Source organism: Bernardetia sp. (genome assembly GCF_020630935.1).
GTDB lineage: Bacteria > Bacteroidota > Bacteroidia > Cytophagales > Bernardetiaceae > Bernardetia.
In genome coordinates this window covers 1-21,584 of sequence record NZ_JAHDIG010000047.1, presented here as the reverse complement: position 1 = coordinate 21,584, position 21,584 = coordinate 1, and the positions used below count along the sequence as shown (strand labels likewise).

The window sequence follows — 21,584 nt, the reverse complement described above, 5'->3', positions numbered from 1 at the left end:
CACCAATTATTACTACACAAGTTATGAAACACACTCTCTTACTACTATTGACCTTTTTGTCATTACAAGTCGTTGCACAAAGAGGAAATAAAGACGATAACACCAACAAATCAACATTAGAAAAAACAAGCCTTTCTGGGCTCAAGTTTAGAAGCCTAGGTCCAGCTCTCACTTCTGGGCGAATTGCAGATATTGCCGTAAACCCTAATAATTTTAATGAATATTATGTTGCTACGGCCGCTGGAGGCGTTTGGAAAACAATTAATTCTGGGAATACATTTGAGCCTATTTTTGACGGACAAGGAAGTTATTCTATCGGCTGTATTACCCTTGACCCAAATAATGCTAACATCGTGTGGGTAGGAACAGGCGAAAACAACAATCAACGCAGCGTTTCTTATGGAGATGGTGTCTATAAATCTATGGATGGAGGAAATAGTTGGGAACATGTAGGTTTAAAAACCTCTGAACATATTGGAAAAATAATTGTCCATCCAACAAATTCAAACATTGTTTATGTGGCTGCTATTGGTCCTCTTTGGAGTAGTGGAGGAGAGCGAGGCTTGTACAAATCTGAAGACGGTGGAAAAACATGGAATGCCGTCTTGACAGTAGATGAACACACAGGCGTAAACGATGTTGTGATAGACCCTAGAAATCCAGAAGTTTTGTATGCTTCAACCTTTCAAAGAAGAAGACACGTATTTACTTACATTGGAGGAGGAGCTGGCTCTGGTCTTCATAAGTCAGAAGATGGAGGCAAAACGTGGACAAAAATCCAAAAAGGATTGCCAAATGTGATGTTAGGACGAATCGGTTTAGCAATTTCACCAGCCAACCCAGAATATATTTATGCTATTGTAGAAGCAGCAGAAGATAAAGGAGGTTTTTTTATCTCTACCAATAGAGGTGCTTCTTGGGAAAAAAGAAATAGTTATTCAACAAGTGGAAATTATTATCAAGAAATTTTTGCTGACCCAGTAGAGGCTGATAAAGTATATGTGATGAATAACTGGATGCGTGTAACAACTGATGGAGGCAAAACGATGGATTACGTTGGCGAAGATTTTAAACACATTGACAACCACGTAATTTGGATTAATCCAACCAATAACAAACACTTGCTTTCTGGAAATGATGGAGGAGTATATGAATCTTGGGACGCTGGAAAACATTGGACATTCAAACCTAATTTGCCTGTTACACAGTTTTATAAAGTTGCTGTCGATAATGCAAAACCGTTCTACAATATTTATGGAGGAACACAGGATAATTTTAGCTTAGGAGGCCCTTCAAGAACAGTAAGTGGCAATGGTCCAAATAACTTTGATTGGTTTATTACACATGGTGGCGATGGTTTTGAATCTCAAATTGACCCAGAAAATCCAAATATTGTCTATGCACAGTCGCAATATGGCAATTTGGTTCGTTACGACAAAATGAGTGGCGAGGAGAAGGGAATTCAACCCAAAGAAAGAAAAGGAGAAGATAGTTATCGTTGGAACTGGGATACTCCTTTAGCTGTAAGCAGACATAAATCTGGACGTGTGTATTTTGCAGCCAATAAATTATTCAAAAGTGATGACAGAGGAAATAGTTGGGAAGTAATCAGTGATGACCTTACAAGAAACCTAAATCGAAACGAACTGCCAGTAATGGGTAGAATTTGGGGAATTGACGCTGTAATGAAAAATCAATCTACTTCGCCTTACGGAACAATTGTCGCCTTTTCAGAATCTCCAAAAAATGAAAATTTATTATACGTCGGTACAGACGATGGACTGATTCAGATTACAGAAGATGGTGGCAAAAACTGGCGTAAAGTAGGAAGTTTTCCAAATGTTCCAGAAAAGACCTATGTAAATGCTGTTTTTGCTTCTAAGCATGATGAAAATGTAGTTTATGCATGTTTTAATAATCACAAAAATGGAGATTTTAAGCCATACATAGCTATAAGTAAAGACAAAGGAACTACTTGGTCTTTAATAAATGGAAATCTACCAGAAAAAGGTTCGACGTATGCTATCGAAGAAGACCACATCGATAAAAACTTACTCTTTGTAGGAACTGAATTTGGCGTATTTTTCTCTGATAATCAAGGTAAAGGATGGAAGCAGCTAAAAGCAGGTTTGCCTACAATTGCTGTGCGTGATATTGCGATTCAAGAAGAACATAACGACCTTGTTTTGGCTACGTTTGGAAGAGGTTTTTATGTTTTGGATGATTATTCAAGTTTGAGAGAAGTTAGTCAGAAATTAGACCAAAAGGCAACTTTGTTTGCTGTTCGTGATGCTCTTCAATTCGAAACTTCTTATCCGTTGGGCTTACCAAGTAAATCTTTTCAAGGAGATAACTTTTATATAGGAGATAATTTAGGTTCAGAAGCTATTTTTACGTGGTACTTGAAAGAAGGCATCCAGAGTAAAGAAGACAAGCGTAAAGCTGAAGCAAAAAAATTAGAAGATGCTGGAAAAAATAATCCGTACCCATCGTATGAAACTTTGAAGGAGGAAAGCGAAGAAATGAGTCCACAGTTAGTATTTACGATTACTGATGCTCAAAATAAAATTGTTCGCAAATTATTTACTTCTCCAACAGCAGGATTACATCGTATGAACTGGGATTTGCGTTATGCTTCACAAGAACCAATTAGCTTTAGAAAAGCTCCTTTTTACAATCCATTTGGAAGTGAAAATTTAGGTGCTTTTGTTCCAACAGGAAAATATACAGTAACGCTTTCTAAAATTGCAAACGATGAAGAAACACAGCTTTCAGAGTCTGTTTCATTTGAGGTAATTCCATTAAATAATACAGTCATGCCAGCAGAAGACCGTCAGGCTTTGGCGAAATTTCAGCAGGAAGTAAACGAATTATCTGGAAAAGTAAGTAGCGTACAAAATTCGCTTTCAGAACTTTCTAATGAACTTCGTTATATGAAAGAAGCTGTAAAACATACGCCAACCAAACACGGCGATTTGATGAAAGAGCTAAAAGCATTAGAACAAGAAATGCAAGCTATACGACTCCAACTAAATGGTGACAGAATTGCCAACCAGTTGGATAAAGGAACACCTCCATCTATTTCTAATCGTGTGGGTTATTTGGTCTATGAGCAATCACATTCTACTGGTGCGCCAACCCAAACACACAAAAATACGCTTGCCATAGCAAAAGAAGAATTTCCTCGTGTGTATGAACAAGCAAAAGATTTAATTAACAATAAATTTGACGCTTTTCGTAAAAAGCTAAAAGAATATGGTGCGCCATATACACCTAGCAATATTCATTTTATTGATTAATCTAATACCAAAATAAAAACTAAACTACACCTAAAAATCACATCAGTACTACCCTACGAAGCTGACCTTGATTTATTTGAGGTCAGCCTCATAGAGCAGACTGACAAAAATAAAAGGACAAAATAGTTTTCATATTGGTATAAACTATTTTTAGAAAAAACATTGAGCGCAACCGTTTTATGATAACGGTTGCGCTCAATTAATAATAGACTTAAAGAAAAAGTTAAAACTACCTTCTATTTTTTTATGGATTTTCAAAATAACAGCATCTACTTCATAAAAATTAAGCAATTACTTTTTAATTTGAAAAAATGAGCCATAAGAAAAATTATCTATTGTCTTTTTTACGTCTTTTTGTACAATTTATCTTTTTTAGTTTCTGTTTTTATTTGTTGTGTATCGTAGTAGGAGGCTATATTTGGAAAGTCAATACCAGTTCTACTCAAAATAGTGTAGAAGAAAAAATACCCATCTACATCACTTCAAATGGTTTTCATACAGATATTGTTGTGCCTATTAGGAAAGAATTAGACTTTTTCAAAACGCTGAAAAAAGATTCTGCTGCAAATACTTATTTTGAACACGACTATCAGTGGCTTTCTGTGGGTTGGGGCGACAAAAATTTCTACAATGAATCATATAACAATAATTTCCCTTCTGTGGCTACTTGTATAAATGCTATTTTTTTACCTTCAAAAACGCTGATGCACCTAGAATTTTATAAAAACAAACTAAGAGAAGATAAAAACTGCAAAAAAATAACGTTAAAAAAAGAAGAATATGAAGCTCTATTGCAACATATTGAAGAAAGTTTCCGAACTGTTGAAGATGCTTCTGCAAACAAAAGGTTTGTTCGCTTGCCACAAAAAGGGTATTACAATTCTGACTACTTTTTTGAAGCTGAAGGAAGTTATCATCTGTTTTATACTTGCAATAGCTGGACAAACGAAGGCTTAAAGAATGCAAAGCAGAAAACAGCACTTTTTGCACCACTAGCACATACAGTTTTGTATCATCTTGAGTAAGGGGACATCTACTAAAAACCCTAAAAATTTGAAGTCTTCCAACAAAAAGACATACAAATCTCTTATATTAGTAGTGCTATTAAAAAAGAACATATCATTAAAATAAAAAATAATCACTAACTAATATACATCTATGGCTTCTGAAAAAATTACTAAATACTGTATCAAATATATTTTTGCCTTTCTATTTGTATTTGCTATCACAACTTATTTCTCATCCTTTTCTTTTGGGCAAGGAGAAACCCAAATGGTGCGTTTTTCTGGAATTGTAGTAGAGGGAGATAGTTCGTATGGTGTGGCAGGAGTTCATATTTATATTCCTAGAGCTGGGAGAGGTACGGTAACAAATGCTTTGGGTTATTTTACAATGGCAGCTATGGAGGGCGACACCGTTATGGTAAGTGCTGTGGGCTATAAGAGCTCTCAAATCGTAATCCCTAAGCGTGGAGAGCCTATCTATTCCGTTTTTATAGACTTAAAACAAGATGTTCAGCTTCTAAACGAAGTTGTTATTTTACCTTATTCTAATGCTGCTGAATTTAAAGATATGGTCTTGGCAATGGATACTTCTGACCCACTGGTAGAACAGATGAAAGAAAACTTGAGTAATGAACGTCTCAATCGGATGGCTGCCAATATGCCTATGGGAGCAAACTCAAATTATAGATATTTGATGCAACAAAACCTAAATGCAAGAAATAATAAATTCTTTGCTCCAACAGTCCCTCTTCTCAATCCGTTTGCGTGGGCAAACTTTATAAAATCTATACGCAATAAAGACTACAAAAAACCTTTGCGAACTACAACAGGTGGAAGTAGTGGAGGAAATTAGTAATATTCTATTACTTTTATAAGGTCAAAAACTAAAAATGCTTTCTTAGAATAAATCTAGGAAAGCATTTTTTTTAATGCTGAAGTAGTTTATGAATAGATGTATCTAACTTTAAATTTGTTTAAGAATGAAAAAATAACCGTCGTTGAGGCTTAAAATGCAGTTGTCAACGAGGCTTTCCCTAAACGACGGTTCTAAACCTCGTTTACGGTTGAGAAAATACATTAGCTTCGCTCGCTTTCAGGTCTTAAAACAACTTTATTAATTATCCATTCGTTTACCTCTTCAACTTAGAGTCATACTCTAACTGTTCTACTTTATCTTTTTCTGCTTTATTTTCATAATCACTTCCCTCAACAGGCAAAGGAGGAAAGGCATTGAGTTGTCGCCATAATTCATACCAAATTGGCACTTCATTGAGCATTGCCCAGCCATATACACCACTACCTACACGTAAGGCAGCAGGCCATTCTTCTTCTCCCTGTGTATCTGGAACTACTAAAACACGATATTTATTTTTTGTATTGATATAATCAATAACGGCTATTTTTCCTCCAAATGTACCTACTGTTGCCGATTCCCAGCCAGAGAAAACCAAAGAAGGCCAACCGTCAAATTGTAAACGAACATGCGTACCACGCTGAAGCAAAGGAACATCATTTGCAGAAACATAAAGTTCTACGGCAAGTTGTGGGTCTTCTGGCATAATGGTAACAAGTGCTTGTCCTTCCTTAACAATTTCTCCAATTCCTGTAAGTAATGACTTGACAACATAGCCCGACTGTGGCGCACGAATAATATAGTTGGATTGACGTACTTCTACATTGGTAAGTTCGTTTTCAAGTTTGGTAAGTTTCTGTTCATTTTCATTGACATACGCTAGTGTTGAGCTTTTATCTGAAATTGCCTTTGAAATTTTACTCATATAAGCTGCACGTTTTGAAGAAACCTGCAACACTGTATTGAGATACTCATTTCTTGTAGTGGCAAGTTTATTTTGTGCTGAATTGAGCTTTGCAGTCATTTCCTTTGCCTTGATTTCTTTGTTTTCTAAATCCGTTTTGGAAGTAAGACCTCTTTCAAAGAGTTCCTGCTCACGTTGATATTGCCTTTGAGCATTCTCATACTGTGTTTCGATAGCTACCAAGTCAGCACTATCTATTGTGATTTTATATCGCAACTGCTCCACTTTATTTTTTGCTTGATTGACTTCTAGTTCCATTGCAGCTCTATCAGCAGCAATTTGTTGGTCTAGTGCAGCTGCTTTAGCTTCTAAGGAATTGATAGCTTGCCCCTGTGCATCAATCTGATTAACCATTCGGTCTGTCAAGTTGGGGTCGAAATAATAATCTTTAATTTCTGAAATACGTGCAATTGTATCTCCTGCATGAACAAACTGTCCTTCTTGCACATGCCACGCTTCTATTCTACCTCCTATCACTGGATAAACTTTTTGAGGTCTGTCTTCTGGACGCAAGGCTGTAAGCTGCCCAAAGCCTGCAATATTTTGCTGCCAAGGCAGAAAAAGAAAGGCAATACCTGCAATAAAAATTCCTAACGACCAATATGCCACTATTTTGCCATAGCGAGGTGTTTGAAGAAGTTCGAAAACATAAAAATCTTCAAATAATCTATCTCCTGCTGGTATTCTGTTTTTTGAAATTCCTAACATAGTTTTTAATAGTGCCGTTTTGTATATTCTGACAAAAACAAATTATAAAAGTATTACTATCAAATATAATAATTTTGCTTCAAATTTGTTTCTACCTATCCATATTATTAGGCTTATTTTATCTTAATTTTCTTGATATAGATTCATTAAACTAAAATGAAGCTCATTCTGTTTTGCAATGTTTTCTAATCAAGCAATAATTCTAAAAATACACTATATTTCAAAATACAGAACTAATCAGAGCATAAAAACCCAAATAAAGTTTTGAAATATGACTTTTTTGAGTTAAATTATGATACTAATTATTCAAATTACCGACATAATACGTTATCTACACTCACTCTAAAAAAGCAAAAATTATGAATTTCACATCAAAAAATACAGCTAACGACAACGCAACTAGCATCAAAACATACCCTTCCGTAACTCGCTATATGGCAACTGACCTCATTACTTTTCGTCCAGAACAGCCTGTTACAGAAGTCATTGATATTTTTTTAGAAAAGAAGATTTCGGGTGCTCCAGTATTGAATGAAAACCAAGAATTAGTAGGCATTATTTCTGAAAAAGACTGTTTGAGAGTAATTATTGGTTCGGCATATCACAATCAGCCCATCAGCACAGGAAAAGTTTCTGATTTTATGACCAAAAATGTAAAAACAGTTTCAGAAGACCAAGATGTTTTAGACATCGCACAGGCTTTCCTCAACACACCCATTCGTCGTTTTCCAGTAGTGAGCAAACAAGGAAAAGTTATCGGACAGGTCAGTCGTAGAGATATTTTAAGAGCTGCCGAAGTGATAGAAGCTACTACATGGTAGGATATAGAAAAAGAATTAGAATAGAGATTTTTAATTACAAACAATAAAACAATCGCATTAAATGTGATTGTTTTTTAATTTTCAGCCAAATATTTATGTACAAAACTGATTGCCATTGCGCCCTCTCCTACAGCCGAAGCCACACGGTTCATTGCTGTCGCACGCACGTCACCTGCTGCAAAAATTCCTTTGATAGAAGTTTCTAACGAATACGGTTCTCGCTTGTGTTTCCAAACCTTTTTTATCTCCTCATAGCCCAAAAGATTTCTTCCTGTCTCTACAAAACCCTTTTCATCTTTTATAATATCTAGTTCTATCCATTCGGTATGAGGTTTCGTTCCGATAAAAATAAACATCGCATCTGCCTCTACTTCTTTGGTAGATTGGTCTTGTGTATTTTGCAAAACTACTTGTTCTAAATGAGTATCACCTTTTGCTTCAATGATTTCTGTAAAAGGTAAAACTTCAATATTCTCCGTTCCATCTATTTGGTCTATCAGATATTGCGACATAGAAGAAGATAAATCTTCTCTTCGGATAACAATATTTACTTTCTTAGCATAACGAGAAAGATACATTGCTCCCTGTCCTGCCGAATTTCCACCACCGACAATAAAAACTGTTTTTTGAGAACAAGAAAGAGCTTCCGTAGTAGCAGCACCGTAATAAATTCCTGCCCCAGTAAAATCGTCCATTCCTTTGCTTTGTAGTGTCCTGTATGAAACCCCAGAAGTAATCACAACACTTTTCGTAACAATTTCTTTTCCATCAGAAAGCGTCAAAATTTTGTAATCGTCTTTTAGAGAAATCGATGTAACTTCCTGTGGCACTAGAAACTCCACACCAAATCGCTGTGCTTGTGTAGTGGCACGTTTGGCAAGCTCTGAACCACTAAGTCCAGTAGGGAAACCTAAATAATTTTCTATACGTGAACTTGTTCCTGCTTGTCCACCAGGGGCATGTTTTTCTATCAAAAGTGTTTTTAGCCCTTCCGAACCACCATAAACGGCAGCAGCCAATCCAGCAGGTCCTCCTCCAATGATGGCAACATCATAAATATCTTGTGAAGCTGTCGTAGAAAGTCCCAATTTTTCTGCAAGCTCTGTTTTGTTAGGTTTTTTAAGGATTTCTCCTTCTTCAAATACTACGACTGGTAAATCATTTTCACTAAAATTATGTAGCTCTGAAAGTTCTTTTGCCTTTTTATTCTCTTGAAAATCTAACCATTGATATGGAAAAAGATTACTTGCTAAAAAGTCTTTTATATCGTGAGATTGTGGTGAGAACTGAAAACCTACGACTCTTAGTCCTTCAAAATCGGGTTGGTAGGAATTGTGCCAACTTTCTAGTAAGTCGTATAAAACTGGATAGAGCTTGTCTTGTGGAGGATTCCACGGTTTGTGCAAATAATAATCTAACTGAACATCATTGATTGCCTTTATCGCTGCATCAATATCAGAATAAGCTGTAAGAAGAACTCGCTTTGCATTCGGATAAAATGGTTTTGCCTTTTCTAAAAATTCTACCCCAAGCATATCTGGCATACGTTGGTCGACGAGAAAAAGAGCAATCTCTTCATTTTGTTTTTTAAAATCTTCTAAGCTTTCTAAGGCTTCATTTGCTGAAGTCGTACTGATAATTTTATATTCCTTACGAAACTCACTACGCAAATCTCTTTCAATAGCTCGTGCTACCTGTGGGTCGTCGTCTATGGAAAAAATGATAGGCTTTTTCATGTCAATTACGAATTGTCAATTATGGGATAATCGGCAAAGCCAATTAAAAATTATTGAGTTACGAATTGAACTGTAAATGATTAATAATCTGATTACAGTAACAAAACGATGAAATCAAGCTATATTCCAATATATAAAGTTTGAATAAAATAGTTCATTATAAAGCAAAATCTTTTAGTCAAAAAAATTCGTAATTCTTTTAAAAATATTGCTGAATCTCCTCTTTCATAAACTGTAAAGAAGCCTCATTTTGAGAAATTTCTTTTTCAGATTGAAGTTCAAAAATACGCCTAGAAAGTTCAAATCCTGATGCACCTTCTGGAAGTTCTCGGTAGGCTTGATTGATAATGGATATAAAATCTTCTACTGCACTTTTGATATATTCCCACGCTGGTTGGCTCATATAAATTTGCTGTGCTACATTGTGGTTGAGTTCTTCACGAATCGTAAACAAAAGAAGTTGATGTAACTCTGCTGCCGACTGTCCTCCTTCGGTTAGGCGAGGAAGTAAATTATTGACAGAGTTTCTTTCTAAAAAAATAGCCATACGCTCATACGCCTGTAAACGAATAGGCAGTGCAATTTCACTATTTTTAGATTTGAGTTGTAATAAAGACTGGTTTACTTCACGTCCGATAAATGATTTAACTACCAAAAACATGCCGTACAAAACTGCACCTGCTGGCAAGGTAATAATAAGAAGGTCTTTGATTAAAGAGCCGTAATCCATAAGAAAATATATTGAATAGGTAATTTTTCGTGTTTGTAATCTACACAAAATACGAATGTAGATTTTTGTGTAGGTTACAAAGGTAAATATTTTTTTGTTCTTTAAATAGGGTTTTCTAATCTAAATTTAATAGTGCGCTCATCAAAAACATCACCATTTCGCCTTAGTCGTAGTTCTATTTTTCTTCCTTCTTTACTTCTAAAGAGTTCATAAATTTGATGAATCGTAAACTTATTAATATTTGTTCCATTAATACTCACAATTTGGTCGTTTTTCTTAATATCTAAATTGGCAACTGGAGAGTCTTTCTCTATATTAGAAACTAAATAAATAGCAGACCCAGGTACGGGAGTAGAAAGTTCTATTCCTGCCATATTGTAATTAAATTCAGCCTTAAAATTGCGATTAGGTCGTAGAATCATAGTATTATTTGAGTAGTTCATAATCACATGAAAACGTCTCAATATCTCAGAACCTAGACTTCCATTACGCTGCCCTTGTCCTCTTACTGTAGCAATAGAGGTAGAATCTGGAAAAGCAGTTGTTACTTTTTTCAACTCAATGTCTTTCAAGATTAGTTTTGAAGAACGTCCCAAATATCCTGTAATATCTCCCCTCATTCCTTTTCCAAGATATGCCTGTTTCTTTTTCTGTGGAATTTGTAGTTTCTCACTAGAAGAGACATCTAACCATATAGCGTGTCCTCCTCCTGTATCTATCAATAATTTAACAGGAACTTCTGCACTATCTTGCTCCACTTTAGCCCAAATATAAGGTTTAGCATTAATTATTTCTATGGGAATACGAATGTCTTTTTTATGAGGTTTGTATTTATATTTTCTCTTGTTGTAAAATGTAATGGTTGCACTTTCATAGTTTACTTTGACTATAAAATCCGCAAAAATACCATAGCCCATAATTCCGTGAATACGCATTCCAAAGCGAGATGATAAGTGAAAAATATCTTCCTTCAAAATGAGTAAATCTTGATGATGTCCTATAATTCCTGAAATATTAAAATTATTGTCTGGAGAAGCATACGCCATTAGTTTTTCGCCAGAACCCAAACCAGAGAGTTCTATTTCTTTAAGATAACTTACTTGTAATTTGTCTCCCAAACTAAGCTCTGTAATGAGCATATTTTCAACGCCACTGTCTAAAATAAAATGAAGCGTATCAGAATCATTTATCCTAACAGGAATGACAATCAAATTATTAATTAATTTAAACTTGAGTGTTAATAATTTTTTGTTGGGTCTCTCAAAACTAAAACCGTTGTACCTTTCTCTTTTTATATTTTTTGATGAGCTACAAGAAGTAAAAAAAGTTGTGGAAACAACCAATACAACTAAAAGTAAGCTATACAATAAGCTCAAAGAACTTATTTTTTTTGAAGAATTAGTTTGAGAATCATTTGTGTGTATTTTTTTTTTCATCGAAAGTAAGTAGTAGAGTTAAAATGAATTGTGTGTTGGTTCTATAGAATTAAAATACTACTTTGTTATAGAGAAAACAAAAATTCAAATATTTTTTTCACGTTAAATTTAAGAAGTAGCTCATTTATAAATTGGAGACAGACTACCAACTAGAATATCAAGTTTTTGAGAATCAAACCTCCTCACCTTCTCAAATTTGGCTTGCCTTTCATGGCATTGGGCAAAATACAGAAGCCTATAAAAACTTTGCAAATCAAAATAATTTAAAAATTTATAGCTTTGGATTATTTTATCACGAAAAAAACCAAAGTCAGTTTTCAAGAAAAAGAGAAATCGACCTTGCACAATGGTTACGCTTGATGAAAGATTTTTTAAAAAATAAAAATCTTGAGAGCAAAAAAATTTCTATCAATATCATTGGCTTTTCATTGGGTGTTCGCCCTACTTTGCAGTTTGTAAAGCATTTTTCTGATTCAGTGATTTTTGATAAAATCATTTTGATTGCCCCTGAAACACTTGCTGTTAGTAATTGGTACAGGTTTGGAACACAAAATCTGTTTGGTAAATTTTTATTACAAAAAGTAGTGAGTTCAAGAAAATTTAAAGAACTCATCATCTTTGTTTCCTCTTTTATTTTTCCAAAATCAGCACAAAAACTCATTCGTTATCAAATCTATCACGGCATTAGTTCCCTAGCAAGTGCTTGGCTTGCTTATCGTCCGTTTGAGATTGATGGGAACGACTGGGAAGCAATTTCAAAGAAAAATGAAAGGAAAATTATGATTGTGGCAAGTGAAAATGATGCTTTTGTAAAATTAAGACACATTCAAAAATTTATCAGAAAAAATAGCTTTGACAAAGGAAAATCTATCAAATGGATACTTTCTACCTCTCCACATGCTCGTTTGCTTAGAGAATTTCATTTGTAAAACTAGAGCATAAAAAAAGGAAAAGCCGTAACTTTTCCTTTCTTGCAGATAGTCAAAGGCAAGCCTTTGGAACTAAGTAAATACTCACACTCTAAAAAATGTGCTACATTTATTTTTTATATTCAGTTATATCTACCTCAACACCACCAATAAACATATTTGCTCTAATTTTGAGAGGAATACGGTCTTCATCTGCCGACATCCAAATTTTAATAGATTCTTTTCCACTAAAAAGACTGTTTTCTGGCATAATTGGAGTCATGACGAAGGCTTCTTTTTTACCTAATTTTGTTTTGACAACATCTTTTCCAATATAACGCACTTTAAAATCATACACAGAATCCTCAAAGAAAGCATCCATTCGGATAATTTCATTCTTATTGAGTTTTTCATAATCTACTCTACGTAAAAAATAATATCCACTAATCATATCCTGTACATTTGTAGGAATAGGATATTCTTTCTTTGTCCATTTTTTGTCATCTCTTTTCTTATATTTTACATTGGCTTGTTTGCCAGCATGGTCAAACATTACAGTTTCTTCTTTTCTGTATTTGTTTTCTTTTATTTTCCTGTAAAACTTTCTTGGAATATGTTTCTCTCTATCGATGTATGAACTCCATTTGTCATCTACATCGGTTGTCCAAGCAAATACACCTACCGTTTTGCCTTCTACATCGACTCTATAACAACTATTTCCATTTACATTATGGAAATTATCATCTACTTTTACAATTGCCTCACCAGCATTAATAAAACCATAATGTACTAGATAGGATATTTCTTCTCCTTTCTTAAATTCAACATTAGGTAGCATGGCTACTCTGTTTCCATTTTGATAGGTCATAAAAGCAGAAGTTGAAAAAATGAGAACGCTAATACAAACTGCCAAAATGACAAAAGTTTGTAAAGATGGTTTTTGATATAAAATGGAAATAAAATCTTTGAATATAGTAGTGCGTAATTTTTTCATAACAGATATATTATAAGGAATTTAGGAATAGCTATTTAATTAACTCAATAGACGATTATAGTGTTTGAATCCCCTACTGACAATCATAATTTTGCAATAACTATTCCTAAATCAAAAAGTATTCTGCCAAGCATTTACTTAGTTCAAATCACCATAAACGAATTTGGGTGCAGGTTTTATCTTAACAAACTGCTCGCCTAACGTTGGAATCTCATCCTTTTTAGTCATTAGTAACTCATTGAGTTGATTAGCATAGTCTGAATAATCTTTCCTCAACATAAAGTCCGTATTGTCTAAACTTCCAAAATATGTAATGACAGAGTAAGGAACAGGATAACGTTCTAATTCTGGATTGTTTTCCTTGATTTGCTTAACCAGTGTTTGAACTTCTACTAACTTTTTATCATAAGCATCCATTACTTCTGCTTTTTGCATGGTATTCTCATCGTAGCGCAGTTTTAAAAGTGCTTTTCTTTCAACTTCCAATTTATCTAAAAGCTCTTTTCCTTTAAAGCCTTCTATATAATTTGCCTCACGAATAAATTTTTCTAGCATGTCGTTTTTTTCACGTTCTGCAGCCAAAAGTCTGTTCCACGTTACCACTACACTATCGTTGAGCATCGTTAGTTTATCTGGCAAAGCTAATGTATCAACATCTTTCATAGTAGCTTGAGCTTTTTCCCAAGCAGCAGCATCTTCTGCACTTTCTAAATTTTCATCAATTGTAGTTTCTACACTTTCTTCTTTCTTTTTTTCTTTACAAGAAGACAAGAAAAACATACTGCTCATAAAAAGAGCTAAAAAGGCAAAGGATAAATAATTTATTTTTTTCATAGAAATAGAATTTTTATTGAAGAGTGATTACGTTTTTCGAACGTATTACAAAGATAAAAAAGATAGTTAAAAGAAAAATAACTCATATTTAGTTCAAAAACAGACAAATCATAAAATTATTGCAGCAAAATGATAATCAATTTTAAAAACTAGCTAGATTGAAAGAGAGTTTGTAGTTTTACATTTCATTCATAATAAAATAAAATAAGCTACAAAATCAGAACAAATCATGCGAGTAATTATAAGTGGAGGTGGAACAGGTGGACATATTTATCCTGGAATTGCCATTGCTGATGCTTTAAAAGAATCTAACCCAAATACAGAGATTCTGTTTGTGGGAGCAGAGGGAAAAATGGAAATGGAGAAAGTGCCCAAGGCTGGTTATCGTGTGGTTGGTCTTCCAATTCGTGGATTGCAACGCAGTTTCTCTCCTAAAAATATCCTAGAAAACTTAAAATTCCCTGTTCGATTGTTAGGTAGTCTGAATCAAGCAAGAAATGTAATCAAAGAATTTAACCCAGATGTTGTAGTCGGAACAGGAGGATATGCGAGTGGGGCAGTCTTACAAGTGGCAGCGACAATGAACATTCCGACGCTTATACAAGAACAAAATGGACATGCAGGACTAACCAACAAACTTCTTTCAAGACAAGTAGATGCAATCTGTGTGGCGTATCCGAATATGGAAAGTTATTTTCCAAAAGAAAAAATACAGTTTACAGGAAATCCTGTGCGTTCAGATTTGAAAGATTTGCCGAATGCTACACAAACTGATTTTGATTATTTCAATTTAAAAAATGACAAAAAAACCATCTTGGTAATGGGAGGAAGTGGTGGAGCAAAAGTCATCAATGAAGCTATTTTGAATGGGATTCAAACGATTTTAGATAATAATTTTCAACTGATATGGCAGACAGGAAAGTTTTACATTGATAAAATGAAGGAAAAACTAAAGGAAAAGAATCTTTTAGAGCATCCCAATCTTTTTGTGAGTGATTTTATCTATGATATGAAAAAAGCCTATCAATGTGCCGATGTCGTGGTAGGGCGTGCTGGTGCTTTGACGATTTCTGAACTGACTTTAGTAGAAAAACCTGCCATTTTGATTCCTTCACCAAACGTAGCTGAAGACCACCAAACCAAAAATGCAATGGCACTTGCCAAAGAAGATGCTGCTATGCTCATCAAAGATAATGAAGCTGATGAAAGACTCATTCCAAGTCTAATTTATGTTTTAAATGATGAAAACCAACAGAAAAAACTAAAAGCTAATATCAAAAATTTTGCTCGCCCAGATGCTGCAAAAGACATTGCTAAACGAGTAATTGGGTTGAAGAAATAAAGTTTCTTTGTTAGGATTTTCGTGAAGTTATTTCTTGATAAAGTATTGTTTTGTTTCTTTATTTAATGTGAACTCGGAATTATATCACTTGATTATGGTCATTCAAAAGAAGATGCTTTAATATATTTTGGAATTGGGCTATTTTTTTAAAGAAGTTGTTTAAGACCTGAAAGTCGGCGAAGCCAATGGACGAAAGTAGCTTGAATGAAATATAGGGTAAGTTTTATTTATTATTTCTCGTTCAAGCATTCTGCTTGGACGCACTTTTTGGCTACGCCGATTTTCAGTTCGTCAGTATATGCTGACGAAACGGTAAGCACAAGATGGAATCTTGCGCTAGAAAACCATTCTTAAACAAGTTCAAGCTCTATACTCAATAAAAAAACATGAAAATGAAACAAATACTAAAAGACTTTATACGAAAACTAAGAAGTATTTTATTAAGTATATTTAATAAAGACAATCCTAATTTATCTTATATTATTACTGCCATAATAGCTTTTATTGTTGTTGTAGGTGGAATGAATATATTTATTGAGCTTACAGAACACCTAAAGAAAGATTTATTAGCTGATTATGATAAACAAATCGCAGATTATATTATATCTTTTCGGACACCCGTACTTACTAAGTATTTTACTTTTATAACTCATATAGGTGATCGTAATGGTTATTTAATCGCACTTGCTTTGTTTACTCTAATTACTTATTTAGCATTTAAAAAGTGGAAATATGTTATTCAAATAACAAGTGTCTTATTAATTTCGTCTGCTTCTAATATCATGCTCAAACGTTTTATCGACAGAGCTAGACCAGATATAGAACACTTGGTTTCTGTAACTACATTGAGTTATCCAAGTGGTCATGCTATGAGTGCGATGGCTTTTTATGGCTTTTTAATATATTTGGTTTCTACCTTCAAGATGAATATTTTTTTCAAAACCAGTTTGATTGTAGTTTTTATACTAATAATTTTGAGTATCGGAATTAGTCGAATTTATTTAGGTGTACATTTTCCTACTGATATAGCAGGAGGGTATGTGGCTGGTCTTTTTTGGGTGTTTTTTTGTATCCTAATAATTAATCTTGTTCATATTTATAGAAAAAGAAAGTAAGTTCTAATTGAAGAATATTAGATATTTATTTACAGCCTGCTCTAGCGATACTGACCTAATAGAACCAAGGTCAGACCGACAATTTTACATTAGCTTTGCTTGCTTTTAGGTCTTAAACCACTTTTAGTGTAATTTCTTATGAGGCACAACTATTCTCGTACTATCGTTTAAATATTGAGCATTTTCTACTATATTTTGATAATAATTATCTCTAATTTCTATGTTAGGCTTCACTAAAATCACATCTCTATCATCAGAAAGTTTTATAATTGTAAGACCTTTGTATGGAGTGGTAATATTTTTAATTTGATATTCTATAAAAGTAGCTCCTATTTTCAATAACGTAGCCGAATCAGAATGGATAGAATTTAAAGAAATAACTTCTACATTATCAAGTAACTTTTCAGAAGCCTCCGTAGTTTTTTTATAACTAAATCCTAATATACCAAGACCAGTATTACTAAAATCTTTTTTTATAGTCATATATACCCTAGCTTCGTTTACATATATTTTTTTTATTTCTAATCTGTTAAAACTCCAAAGGTTAGCTACATCAACAGAATCAAAAACTCTATATTTTGGTTCTTCAACTTCTATCTGTGTCTCTGTAACAGGAACTTCTTCGATTAACTCTGCTTCTTTTACAGTTTCTTCCCCAGAAAAATTTATAAATACAGTAAAAGCTATAATTACAGCTAGTAGAATCAGTCCAATAAATGAGGATATTTTTCTTGAAGTTTGAGACATAGGTTCATACAGGAAGTGTACGCCAAAGAAATACGCTCTAATGTACGAAAAGTTAAATGTATTGTTCTAAGTCAATGCCGTTGTTGGTGAGACACCAACAACAATATTACCCATGTCTAGTACTCTAAAAAGAGATAATATTTGTCTTGCCTCTAGCATAGTATTTATTCTTTCTTTGCCCAGTGTTCTTTTTCTTCTTCTGTCCAAAGCATAGGAAAAAACTTTCGTTGTTGAAATTTTGGGTGTAGGTATTTTTGCCATTCCGAACCTCCTGTCGCAGCTTTACTTTCTCCTTTGCTATTCAAGTAATGTTTTGCAGTACTTAGATGCACCAAAGGGAAAGTAACATTATAAAGTATGTCAAACTCTCTCAATAATTTTTTTAATTCTCCTGAAATAGGCTTTTCAGTATGTAGTTGAATTAATTTATCCTCTAGTGTTTTGCCTTTAACTTCATTGGCAAGATGAATAAACTTAGATAGATATTTTTCCTCAAATTGTCTTAATGTCAGAGTTTTAGTTTCAGTTTTTCGATTATGTCCTGCATCTTTCCAATAAATATGCTCAAAATAATCTTCAATTTTTGGTTTTTCTAATGCAGACAAGCGTTCTATCCCTTCTTGATTAATTAAGTTTTTCAGACGAGTGCAATAAATTTCAATAAAACGAAATTGTGCGCTCTGAAAACCACTCGCAGGTGTTAGCGTACTTCTAAACGCATTATAATCGTCATAATCCATTCCTTCACTCATCACAGAAAAAGAATTGATAAGCATAGAAGTATAACGGTTTAGGCGATGAATTTTAATTTGAACAAACTCTTCTGTAATGTTAGGTTCTTCAATAATTTGTTCTAATTCATGCACCATTAATTTGAGTGTAAGCTCTGTTATTTGATGATAAATAATAAAAATTTCTTCGTCTTTAAAATTTGTACGAGGTTTTTGAAGAGAAAGCAAAGTATCAACTTCAATGTAATCCCAATAATTGATAGGTTTGGCTTGTAGTAATCCTTTCAAATACGTATCAGGGTTTTCGTCCAAGTTTTCGTATTTTTCATTAATGGCTTTTATGATTTCTTCTTGTGTCATTTTTCTTAGTTGATATTCTCAAAATTAATTATTTTTAAAACCCTAAGGGTCTTAAAGACTCTTAGGGTTTGGTTCAAAGACATTTTTTATGACTCATTTTCCAAAACTCATACACCTTGAGTATAGAAAAATATTTTGGTACAAAGTTAAACAGAATAATAACTTAACAATATAAATTGTAGGGGTTTTCTTATAAAAACTATTAAGGTCATTTTTGAGTTTTAAAGTCATATTTTCTTTTTGTGGTTGTTGCTTGCACTAAAACACCAAACCATGATATTTTTTTTGGTGGTGTTGTAAAAAGTATGATGGGGAGATATTGGTTGTTGGTGGGGACACCAACAACGGCTTTTCTTCGCTCTTGTCAGTGTCTCACCGACGATAATTCGCACTCAATATCAAAATTATAAATGCTCATCATACTTTGTTGTAACACCATCATTTTTTTTCTGTATAAGTTGTTTAAATTTTATCGTATTTAAACGTGAATTGAGGGATAATGCTATTTGTAGTGCCTGCTATTTCAGTAATAAAATCTCACACAAAAAGAAGAACATTTTACCTTTCCCTACAAGCTTAAAAAAAACACCACAAAATCAACTTAAAATTTCAACCTATTTTATCATTTTTTACAAAAATTATTTACATTTGCCTTATAATTAAAGGCTATTTTTGATTCAAAAACCGTTTTATCAAAAAAAATCTATAAAAATCAAGCATTCGCTTTTTTATTTAACACCATCTTCTCTCTAAATTTTTATTTATGTCACATATTCGTTTTGAAGCATTAAGAGATGCCAAAAATCGTCCAGAAGTAAAAGTAACCTCACCTTCTCATCGTATTTCAGATTATTTCGGAGTAAATGTATTCAACAAAAAGGCAATGCAACGCTATTTGTCTTCTTCAACATTTAAGAAATTAAACATAGCGATTGAAAAAGGACAAAAAATAGATAGTAGCCTTGCCGACGCTGTGGCTTCTGGAATGAAAGCATGGGCAATAGAAAACGGTGTTACACACTATACACACTGGTTTCAGCCGTTGCGTGGAACAAGTGCAGAAAAACACGACTCATTTTTCCGTCCGAATGCAGAAGGAACTCCATTAGAAGAATTTAAAGGCTCTACACTTGTTCAGCAAGAACCAGATGCGTCTTCTTTCCCTAGTGGTGGTCTTCGTGTAACATTCGAAGCTCGTGGCTATACAGCTTGGGACCCTTCTTCACCAGCCTTTATTGTAGAGAGTGGAGGAGGAAAAACACTTTGTATTCCATCACTTTTTGTTTCTTATACAGGACAAGCACTAGACCACAAAACACCTCTTATTCGTTCTATTGATTTTTTGAATCGTGCAGCTACAAATGTTTGTCGTCTTTTTGATAGAAATGTAAATAAGGTTACCATTACACTTGGCGTAGAACAAGAATTTTTTGTAGTGGACAAAGCACTTTTTTATGCTCGCCACGATTTGATGCTTGGTGGACGTACTGTTTTGAGCCACGCACCTGCTCGTGGACAGCAATTAGATGACCATTATTTTGGCTCTATTCCTTCAAGAGTAAAAGCCTTTATGCAAGATTTTGAAATTGAAGCGTTGAAATTAGGTATTCCTATCACAACTCGCCACAATGAAGTTGCACCAGCACAGTTTGAATGTGCGCCACAATTTGAAGAAGTAAACGTAGCTGTTGACCATAATATGGTTTTGATGGACGTAATGAGCAGAGTAGCAGAGCGTCATAACTTGAAGGTTCTTTTCCACGAAAAGCCATTCCAAGGCGTAAATGGAAGTGGAAAGCACAACAACTGGGCATTGAGTACAGATACAGGCAAGAACTTATTAGCTCCATCTAACAAGCCAAAAGAAAATTTACAGTTCTTAGCTTTCTTTGTAAATACGATTAAGGCTGTTCACGAACATGCCGACCTTTTGCGTGCTAGTATCGCATCAGATTCGAATGATTATCGTTTGGGAGCAAACGAAGCACCTCCAGCCATTATTTCTGTTTTTGTAGGTTCTCAGCTTGATAAAGTCTTGAACGAACTAGAAGAAAATGCAAAAGTAGAGGTCGGAAAAGGCGACAATATGTACATTAAATTAGGAATTGATAAAATTCCACCAATTTTACTTGACAATACAGATAGAAACCGTACTTCTCCATTTGCTTTTACAGGAAATAAATTTGAGTTCCGTGCTGTGGGTTCTACAGCAAACTGTTCACTCCCAATGATGGTTTTGAATACGGCAGTCGCTGACCAACTTACAAAGTTCCATGCAGAGGTTGAAAAGCTAGAACAAGATGGCGAAAAACGTGAACTTGCTATCGTAAATGTTCTTCGTCGTTATATCAAAGAATCAAAAGCTATTCGCTTTGAGGGCAATAATTATAGTGAAGAGTGGGAAAAAGAAGCTAAAAAACGTGGTCTTTCCAACCTTCGCACTACTCCAGAAGCCTTGACAGCTAACCTTACTAAAAAAGGAAAGAAATTATTTACTGATAATAATATCTTGACAGAAGATGAAATCGAAGCTCGCCAAGAAATTCATTTAGAAAACTATTTGCATCAAGTTCAGATTGAATCTCGTCTTTTAGGAGATATTACCATCAATCATGTATTGCCTTCTGCTATGAAATACTTGGGTGTTTTGTCTGAAAGCATACATAAAATGCAAAAAGTAGGTTTAGAAGAAAATTTGGAAATGATTACTGATACGGCTCGTAGAATTTCGAAACACGTTGATAAAGCAACCAAGCTTGTCAAAGAAATGATAAATGAGCGTAAAAAAGCCAACTTACTAGAGCCGACAGAAGGAGCAGAGGCTTACTGTAACAAAATCAAACCTTATTTTGATAAGATTAGATATGAAACGGATAAGCTAGAACAATTTGTAGATGATGATTTATGGCAACTTCCTAAATATCGTGAGCTACTTTTTGTAAGATAAATATTAAGTAGTTAGCTGGTATAATTTTGTTATTTTCAAAAGCTAGTGCAATTTT

16 protein-coding genes are annotated in these 21,584 nt (G+C 34.0%); 8 read left to right on the top strand and 8 right to left on the bottom strand.

The genetic code is table 11. The features are described 5' to 3' along the window. Window positions 1–23 precede the first annotated feature (23 nt). From QZ659_RS13465 to QZ659_RS13455, 3 genes are all read left to right on the top strand, one after another. A complete protein-coding gene (locus QZ659_RS13465) occupies window positions 24–3,299 on the top strand; it encodes a VPS10 domain-containing protein (RefSeq protein ID WP_291726347.1) in 3,276 nt (1,091 codons plus the stop codon). 311 nt (window positions 3,300–3,610) lie between these two features. Continuing rightward, window positions 3,611–4,324, top strand: coding sequence for a TIGR02117 family protein (locus tag QZ659_RS13460; RefSeq protein WP_291726346.1), 714 nt, complete (start codon window positions 3,611–3,613; stop codon window positions 4,322–4,324). Between the two features lie 133 nt (window positions 4,325–4,457). After that, window positions 4,458–5,156 (top strand): carboxypeptidase-like regulatory domain-containing protein, encoded by a 699-nt coding sequence (locus QZ659_RS13455; RefSeq protein ID WP_291726345.1) that lies wholly within the window; start codon window positions 4,458–4,460, stop codon window positions 5,154–5,156. Between the two features lie 277 nt (window positions 5,157–5,433). Here QZ659_RS13455 and QZ659_RS13450 read toward each other — a convergent pair whose 3' ends face one another. Continuing rightward, entirely contained in the window at window positions 5,434–6,828 is a 1,395-nt protein-coding gene (locus tag QZ659_RS13450) for an HlyD family secretion protein (protein ID WP_291726344.1), read from the bottom strand. 359 nt (window positions 6,829–7,187) lie between these two features. Between QZ659_RS13450 and QZ659_RS13445 the strand changes: the two genes are divergently transcribed. Next, a complete protein-coding gene (locus tag QZ659_RS13445; protein ID WP_291726343.1) occupies window positions 7,188–7,649 on the top strand; it encodes a CBS domain-containing protein in 462 nt (153 codons plus the stop codon). A gap of 74 nt (window positions 7,650–7,723) precedes the next feature. Here the strand turns inward: QZ659_RS13445 and QZ659_RS13440 are convergent, their stop codons facing one another. The 3 genes from QZ659_RS13440 to QZ659_RS13430 all read right to left on the bottom strand — a co-directional run bounded on the left by QZ659_RS13440 (window position 7,724) and on the right by QZ659_RS13430 (window position 11,551). Next, window positions 7,724–9,385 (bottom strand): FAD-dependent oxidoreductase, encoded by a 1,662-nt coding sequence (locus QZ659_RS13440; protein WP_291726342.1) that lies wholly within the window; start codon window positions 9,383–9,385, stop codon window positions 7,724–7,726. A 199-nt stretch (window positions 9,386–9,584) separates the two neighbouring features. Beyond that, window positions 9,585–10,115: a hypothetical protein gene (locus QZ659_RS13435; protein ID WP_291726341.1), complete on the bottom strand. Its 531-nt coding sequence runs from the start codon at window positions 10,113–10,115 to the stop codon at window positions 9,585–9,587. A gap of 101 nt (window positions 10,116–10,216) precedes the next feature. Next, a complete protein-coding gene (locus QZ659_RS13430; protein WP_291726340.1) occupies window positions 10,217–11,551 on the bottom strand; it encodes an aspartyl protease family protein in 1,335 nt (444 codons plus the stop codon). Between the two features lie 131 nt (window positions 11,552–11,682). Here QZ659_RS13430 and QZ659_RS13425 point away from each other — a divergent pair, with 131 nt between their 5' ends. Then, window positions 11,683–12,480 carry a hypothetical protein gene (locus QZ659_RS13425; RefSeq protein WP_291726339.1) on the top strand — a complete coding sequence of 266 codons (798 nt, stop codon included), beginning with the start codon at window positions 11,683–11,685 and terminating at the stop codon, window positions 12,478–12,480. A gap of 109 nt (window positions 12,481–12,589) precedes the next feature. On the opposite strand, the gene QZ659_RS13420 is transcribed toward QZ659_RS13425, so the two are convergent. Then, window positions 12,590–13,453, bottom strand: coding sequence for a DUF3108 domain-containing protein (locus QZ659_RS13420; RefSeq protein ID WP_291726338.1), 864 nt, complete (start codon window positions 13,451–13,453; stop codon window positions 12,590–12,592). A gap of 138 nt (window positions 13,454–13,591) precedes the next feature. Further along, window positions 13,592–14,287 (bottom strand): hypothetical protein, encoded by a 696-nt coding sequence (locus QZ659_RS13415; RefSeq protein WP_291726337.1) that lies wholly within the window; start codon window positions 14,285–14,287, stop codon window positions 13,592–13,594. 229 nt (window positions 14,288–14,516) lie between these two features. On the opposite strand from QZ659_RS13415, the gene murG reads away from it, so the two are divergent. Next, window positions 14,517–15,629 (top strand): undecaprenyldiphospho-muramoylpentapeptide beta-N-acetylglucosaminyltransferase, encoded by a 1,113-nt coding sequence (murG, locus tag QZ659_RS13410; protein WP_291726336.1) that lies wholly within the window; start codon window positions 14,517–14,519, stop codon window positions 15,627–15,629. 392 nt (window positions 15,630–16,021) lie between these two features. Continuing rightward, window positions 16,022–16,744 (top strand): phosphatase PAP2 family protein, encoded by a 723-nt coding sequence (locus QZ659_RS13405; RefSeq protein ID WP_291726335.1) that lies wholly within the window; start codon window positions 16,022–16,024, stop codon window positions 16,742–16,744. Between the two features lie 123 nt (window positions 16,745–16,867). Here QZ659_RS13405 and QZ659_RS13400 read toward each other — a convergent pair whose 3' ends face one another. Both QZ659_RS13400 and QZ659_RS13395 read right to left on the bottom strand, forming a co-directional pair. After that, complete coding sequence (locus QZ659_RS13400) at window positions 16,868–17,491, bottom strand: hypothetical protein (protein ID WP_291726334.1); 624 nt, start codon at window positions 17,489–17,491, stop codon at window positions 16,868–16,870. A 164-nt stretch (window positions 17,492–17,655) separates the two neighbouring features. Beyond that, complete coding sequence (locus tag QZ659_RS13395) at window positions 17,656–18,582, bottom strand: tryptophan 2,3-dioxygenase family protein (protein ID WP_291726333.1); 927 nt, start codon at window positions 18,580–18,582, stop codon at window positions 17,656–17,658. Between the two features lie 763 nt (window positions 18,583–19,345). Between QZ659_RS13395 and QZ659_RS13390 the strand changes: the two genes are divergently transcribed. Next, entirely contained in the window at window positions 19,346–21,529 is a 2,184-nt protein-coding gene (locus QZ659_RS13390; RefSeq protein WP_291726332.1) for a glutamine synthetase III, read from the top strand. The last annotated feature ends 55 nt before the right edge of the window (window positions 21,530–21,584 follow it).

Bases quoted from the DNA above. Each gene is read 5' to 3' on its own strand.
- QZ659_RS13390 (WP_291726332.1), top strand. From the start codon at position 19,346: ATGTCACATATTCGTTTTGAAGCATTAAGAGATGCCAAAAATCGTCCA.
- QZ659_RS13445 (WP_291726343.1), top strand. From the start codon at position 7,188: ATGAATTTCACATCAAAAAATACAGCTAACGACAACGCAACTAGCATC.
- QZ659_RS13435 (WP_291726341.1), bottom strand. From the start codon at position 10,115: ATGGATTACGGCTCTTTAATCAAAGACCTTCTTATTATTACCTTGCCA.
- murG (WP_291726336.1), top strand. From the start codon at position 14,517: ATGCGAGTAATTATAAGTGGAGGTGGAACAGGTGGACATATTTATCCT.
- QZ659_RS13430 (WP_291726340.1), bottom strand. From the start codon at position 11,551: ATGAAAAAAAAAATACACACAAATGATTCTCAAACTAATTCTTCAAAA.
- QZ659_RS13465 (WP_291726347.1), top strand. From the start codon at position 24: ATGAAACACACTCTCTTACTACTATTGACCTTTTTGTCATTACAAGTC.
- QZ659_RS13450 (WP_291726344.1), bottom strand. From the start codon at position 6,828: ATGTTAGGAATTTCAAAAAACAGAATACCAGCAGGAGATAGATTATTT.
- QZ659_RS13420 (WP_291726338.1), bottom strand. From the start codon at position 13,453: ATGAAAAAATTACGCACTACTATATTCAAAGATTTTATTTCCATTTTA.
- QZ659_RS13415 (WP_291726337.1), bottom strand. From the start codon at position 14,287: ATGAAAAAAATAAATTATTTATCCTTTGCCTTTTTAGCTCTTTTTATG.
- QZ659_RS13455 (WP_291726345.1), top strand. From the start codon at position 4,458: ATGGCTTCTGAAAAAATTACTAAATACTGTATCAAATATATTTTTGCC.
- QZ659_RS13440 (WP_291726342.1), bottom strand. From the start codon at position 9,385: ATGAAAAAGCCTATCATTTTTTCCATAGACGACGACCCACAGGTAGCA.
- QZ659_RS13400 (WP_291726334.1), bottom strand. From the start codon at position 17,491: ATGTCTCAAACTTCAAGAAAAATATCCTCATTTATTGGACTGATTCTA.
- QZ659_RS13405 (WP_291726335.1), top strand. From the start codon at position 16,022: ATGAAACAAATACTAAAAGACTTTATACGAAAACTAAGAAGTATTTTA.
- QZ659_RS13395 (WP_291726333.1), bottom strand. From the start codon at position 18,582: ATGACACAAGAAGAAATCATAAAAGCCATTAATGAAAAATACGAAAAC.
- QZ659_RS13460 (WP_291726346.1), top strand. From the start codon at position 3,611: ATGAGCCATAAGAAAAATTATCTATTGTCTTTTTTACGTCTTTTTGTA.